Source organism: Methylobacterium sp. C33D, assembly GCF_053345825.1.
The window spans coordinates 81984-88134 of record NZ_JBKFAV010000028.1 but is presented as its reverse complement, the minus strand read 5'-3'; the positions used below and the strand labels follow the sequence as shown (position 1 = coordinate 88134).

8 protein-coding genes and 1 tRNA gene are annotated in these 6151 nt (G+C 67.9%); all 9 read left to right on the top strand.

Features of this window, described 5'->3' with window-relative positions; all coding sequences use genetic code 11:
- Window positions 1-127, top strand: a 127-nt coding sequence (locus ACLBXO_RS21640; protein ID WP_447686628.1) for an EF-Tu C-terminal domain-related protein, incomplete at its 5' end; no start/stop codon positions are given.
- Between the two features lie 213 nt (window positions 128-340).
- Window positions 341-417: transfer RNA gene (locus ACLBXO_RS21635), tRNA-Trp, on the top strand.
- A gap of 182 nt (window positions 418-599) precedes the next feature.
- Window positions 600-896 carry a preprotein translocase subunit SecE gene (gene secE / locus ACLBXO_RS21630; protein ID WP_331312657.1) on the top strand — a complete coding sequence of 99 codons (297 nt, stop codon included), beginning with the start codon at window positions 600-602 and terminating at the stop codon, window positions 894-896.
- 76 nt (window positions 897-972) lie between these two features.
- Entirely contained in the window at window positions 973-1506 is a 534-nt protein-coding gene (nusG, locus tag ACLBXO_RS21625; RefSeq protein WP_012320778.1) for a transcription termination/antitermination protein NusG, read from the top strand.
- A 226-nt stretch (window positions 1507-1732) separates the two neighbouring features.
- Entirely contained in the window at window positions 1733-2182 is a 450-nt protein-coding gene (gene rplK / locus ACLBXO_RS21620) for a 50S ribosomal protein L11 (protein WP_010686899.1), read from the top strand.
- An 11-nt stretch (window positions 2183-2193) separates the two neighbouring features.
- Window positions 2194-2892 (top strand): 50S ribosomal protein L1, encoded by a 699-nt coding sequence (gene rplA, locus ACLBXO_RS21615; protein ID WP_020096224.1) that lies wholly within the window; start codon window positions 2194-2196, stop codon window positions 2890-2892.
- A 296-nt stretch (window positions 2893-3188) separates the two neighbouring features.
- Window positions 3189-4832: a B12-binding domain-containing radical SAM protein gene (locus ACLBXO_RS21610; RefSeq protein WP_331312656.1), complete on the top strand. Its 1644-nt coding sequence runs from the start codon at window positions 3189-3191 to the stop codon at window positions 4830-4832.
- A gap of 190 nt (window positions 4833-5022) precedes the next feature.
- On the top strand, window positions 5023-5478 hold the full coding sequence (locus ACLBXO_RS21605; RefSeq protein WP_447686627.1) for a helix-turn-helix domain-containing protein: 456 nt from the start codon (window positions 5023-5025) through the stop codon (window positions 5476-5478).
- Between the two features lie 27 nt (window positions 5479-5505).
- On the top strand, window positions 5506-6069 hold the full coding sequence (locus tag ACLBXO_RS21600) for a PIN domain-containing protein (protein WP_447686626.1): 564 nt from the start codon (window positions 5506-5508) through the stop codon (window positions 6067-6069).
- Window positions 6070-6151: the final 82 nt, after the last annotated feature.

Sequence of the window (6151 nt, the reverse complement as noted above, 5' to 3'; positions counted from 1 at the left end):
GGGCGACAACGTGACCATGGACGTGGCGCTGATCGTGCCGGTGGCCATGGAGGAGAAGCTGCGCTTCGCCATCCGCGAGGGCGGCCGCACCGTCGGCGCCGGCGTCGTCGCCGCCATCAACGACTGACACCCGATCCGGAGCGGCGCCGCGCGCCGCTCCGCCTCTCCGGCGCCGGCCCCCGTCCCGACGGGGGGCCGGCGTCGTCGTTCCGGGCGGGCGGCGGGGCTGCGCCGAGCCTGTGCCCGGCCTGTGCCCGGCCTCTGAGCGGCCTCTACCCGGGCGCTTCCCGCACGCGACCCCTTGCAAGCCGCGCCGCGATGGGGCATTGGGCGGTGCGCTAGGAGTGTAGCTCAACTGGTCAGAGCGCCGGTCTCCAAAACCGGAGGTTGCGGGTTCGAGTCCCTCCACTCCTGCCAGACATTCAGCCCGATCCCGCGCGGCGGCCCGGTCGACAAGCCGGGGGAGTTGCGCTAGAGCGGGCGCAATCCGAGATCTGAAGCGACCGTCGGTGCGGGCCCATCCGGGTCCTCGGCGCCGACATTCGCATTCCCGGATGCGGTCTCTGCCTCGGGGCCGAACACGCACAGACACTGGCGCCATGGCATCGAACGAAGCGACCAAGAAGGTGGACCTGGTGCGCGGCGCGGCCCGCGGTCCCGCGAATCCGCCGCCCGCCCGGCCCGCGACTCCCGTCCGCGCGCCGCAGAAGCGCGCGACGCCGGGCGAGTTCTTCGCCCAGGTGCGCGACGAGGCCCGCAAGGTCACGTGGCCGACCCGCCGGGAGACCACGATCACGACGATCATGGTGTTCGTGATGGTCGTGGCCGCGAGCGTCTTCTTCACGGTCGTGGACCAGGCCCTGCGCTTCGTGGTCGGCCTGATCCTGGGCGTCTGAGGGATCCTGGGCGTCTGAGGGCGGCTCGCCGCCGATCGGGGGTGACCCCGGGGACTTGTCGGAGTTGAACGGAACCGTGTCGAAGCGCTGGTACATCGTCCACGCCTACTCGAACTTCGAGAACAAGGTCGCCCAGTCCATCAAGGACCAGGCGGCCCAGCGCGGGCTGACCGAGCTGTTCGACGAGGTGATGGTCCCGACCGAGAAGGTCGTGGAGGTCCGCCGCGGCCGGAAGGTCGATGCCGAGCGCAAGTTCTTCCCCGGCTACGTGCTGGTGAAGTGCGACCTCACCGACGAGGTCTACCACCTGATCAAGAACACCCCGAAGGTCACGGGCTTCCTGGGCGCCGACAAGTCGAAGCCGGTCCCGATCCCGGACGCCGAGGCCGAGCGGATCAAGGGCCAGGTCGCCGAGGGCGTCGACCGGCCGAAGCCCTCGATCTCCTTCGAGATCGGCGAGACCGTCCGGGTCGCCGACGGGCCGTTCGCCAGCTTCAACGGGACCGTCGAGGAGATCGACGACGCCCGCTCCCGCCTCAAGGTGGCGGTGTCGATCTTCGGCCGCGCCACGCCGGTCGAGCTCGAATACGCCCAGGTCGAGAAGGCCTGAGCCCCCGATCGCCGCGGCCCTCCGGCCGCCCGTCCTTTCCGGTCGACGCATCCCCACCGGGTGCGGGGATCGCGAAGCCGCCGCGTTCCGCTGAGGGCGCGGCACCATCCGCGGGAGAACCGCCCGGCTTCGCCTCCGGGATCCACGGCTCGCACCGCGACCTGCAACCGTCCGACCCGCCGCGCTTCAGGCCGCGTGGGGGCGGATTTTCATTGGGAGCAGTCCCATGGCGAAGAAGATCACGGGCTACGTGAAGCTTCAGGTCCCGGCCGGCGCCGCCAACCCGTCGCCGCCGATCGGCCCCGCGCTCGGTCAGCGCGGCCTCAACATCATGGAATTCTGCAAGGCCTTCAACGCGAAGACCGCGCAGATGGAGAAGGGCACCCCGATCCCGGTGATCATCACCGCGTATCAGGACCGCTCCTTCACCTTCGAGATGAAGCAGCCCCCGGTCACCTTCTTCCTGAAGAAGGCCGTCGGCCTGAAGCTCGGCAAGAAGCCGGCCTCCGGCTCCAAGACCCCGGGCAAGGGCCCGACCGTCGGCAAGATCACCGAGGCGCAGCTCCGCGAGATCGCCGAGAAGAAGATGCCCGACCTCAACTGCGACACGGTCGAGTCGGCCGTCGCGATGATCCGTGGCTCCGCGCGGGCCATGGGCCTCGAAGTCGTCGCGTAAGGGAGGGCAGCATGGCTAAGGAAGGCAAGCGCATCCGCGCCGCCCGCGAGGGCATCGAGGCGACCAAGCTCTACGCGCTCGACGAGGCGATCAAGCTGGTCAAGGAGCGGGCGACCGCGAAGTTCGACGAGACCGTCGAGGTCTCCATGAACCTCGGCGTCGATCCCCGCCACGCCGACCAGATGGTCCGCGGCGTCTGCAACCTGCCGAACGGCTCCGGCCGGACGGTGCGCGTGGCGGTCTTCGCCCGCGGCGCCAAGGCGGACGACGCCAAGGCCGCGGGTGCCGACATCGTCGGCGCCGAGGACCTCCTCGAGATCGTGCAGAGCGGCAAGATCGAGTTCGATCGCTGCATCGCCACCCCGGACATGATGCCGCTGGTCGGCCGTCTCGGTAAGGTGCTGGGCCCGCGCGGCCTGATGCCGAACCCGAAGGTCGGCACCGTCACCATGGACGTGAAGGGCGCCGTCGCCGGCGCCAAGGGCGGCTCGGTGGAGTTCCGCGTCGAGAAGGCCGGCATCGTCCACGCCGGCGTCGGCAAGGTCTCGTTCGACGCCGACAAGCTCGTCGAGAACATCAAGGCCTTCGCGGACGCCGTCGCCAAGGCGAAGCCCGCGGGTGCCAAGGGCACCTACGTCCAGCGCATCGCCGTCACCTCGACGATGGGCCCGGGCGTGAAGGTCGAGCCGAACACGGTCCTGACCGCCTGAGGCGGGACGAATCGTTCACGCTGCGGAGCGCCCGGCCGGGAACGGCCGGGCGCTCTGCGTTGTGGGATGGCCGATGCCCCATCCCCAAGCCGGTCTCGCCGCGCGCCGCCGGTTTCCGGGCGGCGCAGCGCCGCGCGGGGGCGTCGCCGTCGCGGGTCGCGCGGCACCGGCGGGACGCGGTCCGGGATGCGACAGGAAGACAAGCCGCGGCGGCGACCCCGAACCCGCGCTCCTCACGCCATTCTCAACCACGGAGGGGGGGCGCCAAAGGCCGCGGCTGTGCTAGATAGGCCGCCATGCGATGCACCCTGACGGTCACCTCCAAGCGACGCATCCTGTGCGTCTTTCCCGCCTACACGCCGTCCTTCGGGACATTCTCCCACGCCTACCCGCTGATGGGCGGGGTGAAGGCGTTCATGCCGCCGCAGGGACTGCTGCTGATCGCGGCCTACATGCCGGAGGCGTGGGAATGCCGGTTCATCGATGAGAATATCCGCCGCGCGGGCCCGGCCGACTTCGCCTGGGCCGACGCGGTCTTCGTTTCCGGGATGCACATCCAGGAGCCGCAGATCCACGACATCCGCGACCGCGCCCGCGCGGCGGGCAAGGTCACGGTGCTGGGCGGCCCCTCGGTCTCGGGCGCCCCGGAGAAGTACGGCGATTTCGACTACCTCCACATCGGCGAGATCGGCGACGCCACCGACGACCTCGTCGCGCGCCTCGACGCCGACCTGACGCCGCCGCCCGCCCAGGTGGTGCTGGAGACGAAGGACCGCCTCGCGCTCGCCGACTTCCCGGCCCCAGCCTACGAGCGCGCGCCGCTCAAGCGCTACCTGATCGGCTCCCTGCAATTCTCCTCGGGCTGCCCCTACCGCTGCGAGTTCTGCGACATCCCGCAGCTCTACGGCCGCCAGCCGCGCCTGAAGAGCCCCGAGCAGATGTGCGCCGAGCTCGACGCCATCGTCAGCCAGCCGGGCCACCCGGCGGTGGTCTACTTCGTCGACGACAACTTCATCGGCAACCGCAAGGCGACCCGCGAGATGCTGCCGCACCTCGTGGAATGGCAGAAGAAGAACAACTACCCGCTGCAGTTCGCCTGCGAGGCGACGCTCAACATGGCCAAGCAGCCCGAGATCCTCGAGCTGATGCGGCAGGCCAATTTCATGACGGTGTTCGTCGGCATCGAGACGCCGGAGGCGGAGGCGCTCAAGGGCATCGACAAGACCCACAACGCCGCCGTGCCGATGTACGAGGCGATCGAGACGCTGAATTCCTACGGGCTCGAGGTGACCTCGGGCATCATCCTGGGTCTCGACTCCGACACCGACAAGTCCGAGCAGAACCTGATCGACTTCATCGACCGCTCGGCGATTCCCGTGCTGACCATCAACCTGCTCCAGGCGCTGCCCAAAACCCCGCTCTGGGACCGGCTGGAGCGCGAGGGCCGGCTCCTGCACGACGCCAGCCTCGAATCGAACGTCCTGTTCAAGCGGCCGCACGATTCGGTGGTCAGCAGCTGGCGCCGGGCGATCGCGCACGCCTACGAGCCCGAGAAGATCTTCGAGCGGTTCAAGCACCAGTGCGCGGTGACCTACCCGAACCGCATCACCACGCCGACGGCCGGCAAGCTCACCTTCACCAACCTGCGACGCGGCCTGATCCTCGGCTTCAACATCATCACCCGGGTCGGGATCTTCTCCGACTACCGCAAGCCGTTCTGGAGCGCGGCCGGCTACGCGCTGAAGCGCGGGCAGATCGAGGCGGTGTTCAACATGGGCTTCGTCGCCCACCATCTGATCCGCTTCACCCGCGAGGCCCTGCGCGGCGAGCACAACGCCTCGTTCTACGCCGCCAAGGCCGCGGAGGCGAAGGAGGCCCGCGACCGGAGCTGGTGGGAGGCGGCGCGGCGCAAGCTGGTGCCGGAGCGCGAGGCGGCGTAGCCGAAAACAAGGCCCCCCGAAGGTCTCGCATCGGTCTCGTCCGACCTCGATCCGAGCCCGGATCGCGACTGCCTTATCGATTGATCCACACGGTTGCGAGAACGAACGACGCGGTGTGCGGTTACGCCTGTTGCGTCAGTTTCGTTTATTGCGATTATACGCATCGTTCGCTGAGCAAGGAGGAGCCGACATGACGATGCCCGCTTCCGCCAAGGGGCTCGGGGGGCGTTTGCCCTCCGACTTGGAGCGTGAAACGGCCAATCAGCTGCGACGCCTGCTGGCGCTTCAGGCCTCCGGCGAGGCGAACCTGCGCCTGTCCGATGATGGCGGAAAGATTACCGACATAACCCTGACACCAGCGATCTCGAAGCTGCTGATGGAGGTTCTTCATCCCATCGGTCGCGGCGACGCGGTAACGCTCGTGCCCGTGTCGCAGATGCTGACCACCCAGCAGGCCGCCGACATTCTGAACGTCTCGCGGCCGTTCCTCATCTCGCTTCTGCAGAAGGGAGAGATTCCCTTCGAGTCAGTCGGGCGCCACCGGCGCATCAGGGCCGAGGATCTATACGCCTACAAGGCGGCCAGAGACAGGCATCGCAACGAAGCATTGTCGGCACTGGCCGCATTGGATGGAGAGTTGCTGTAGCCCGTGTTCGCGAATCGATTCACCGCGATGATCGACGCCTGCGTTCTCGCGGGCGTGCTCAGGCGGAATCTGATCCTGACGCTGGCGCAGTGGGAGTTCTTCCGCCTGCGATGGTCGGATCAGATCCTCGGCGAAACGGAGCGCACAATCGCGAGCATGTTCGCCAGGAAGGGTGATCTGCAAGCGGTCGAGAAGGCATCACGCGCGCGCCTAGCAATGGAGCAAGCGTTTGAAGACGCGATGGTGTCTGATTACGCCGTCTACCTGCCGATCTGCCAAGGTGCTGATCCCGATGATGCCCATGTCATCGCTGCGGCCCTGAAGACGCAGGCCCAAGTCATCGTGACCGACAACCTGAAGCATTTTCAGCCAGCCCTGCTTGAGCCGCTCGGTCTGGAGGCCCGGTCTGCGGACACGTTCATCGCCGACACCATCGCTCTGGATCTTGGTAAGGCCGTGGCGGCGATCCGCACAATGCGTCAGCGTTTGAACAGGCCGACGATGACAGCCTCCGACCTTCTCATTGCAATGGACGCCAACGGCCTGACGACGGTCGTCAACATCCTCCAGCCACATGAAGCGTCCCTATAGCGGCCTCCTGGCTTGCAGAACGCGACACGGCCGCCGGGCTCGGTCAGAGCTGAAGTGAGACATGCGTCCCAAGCCGATCTTC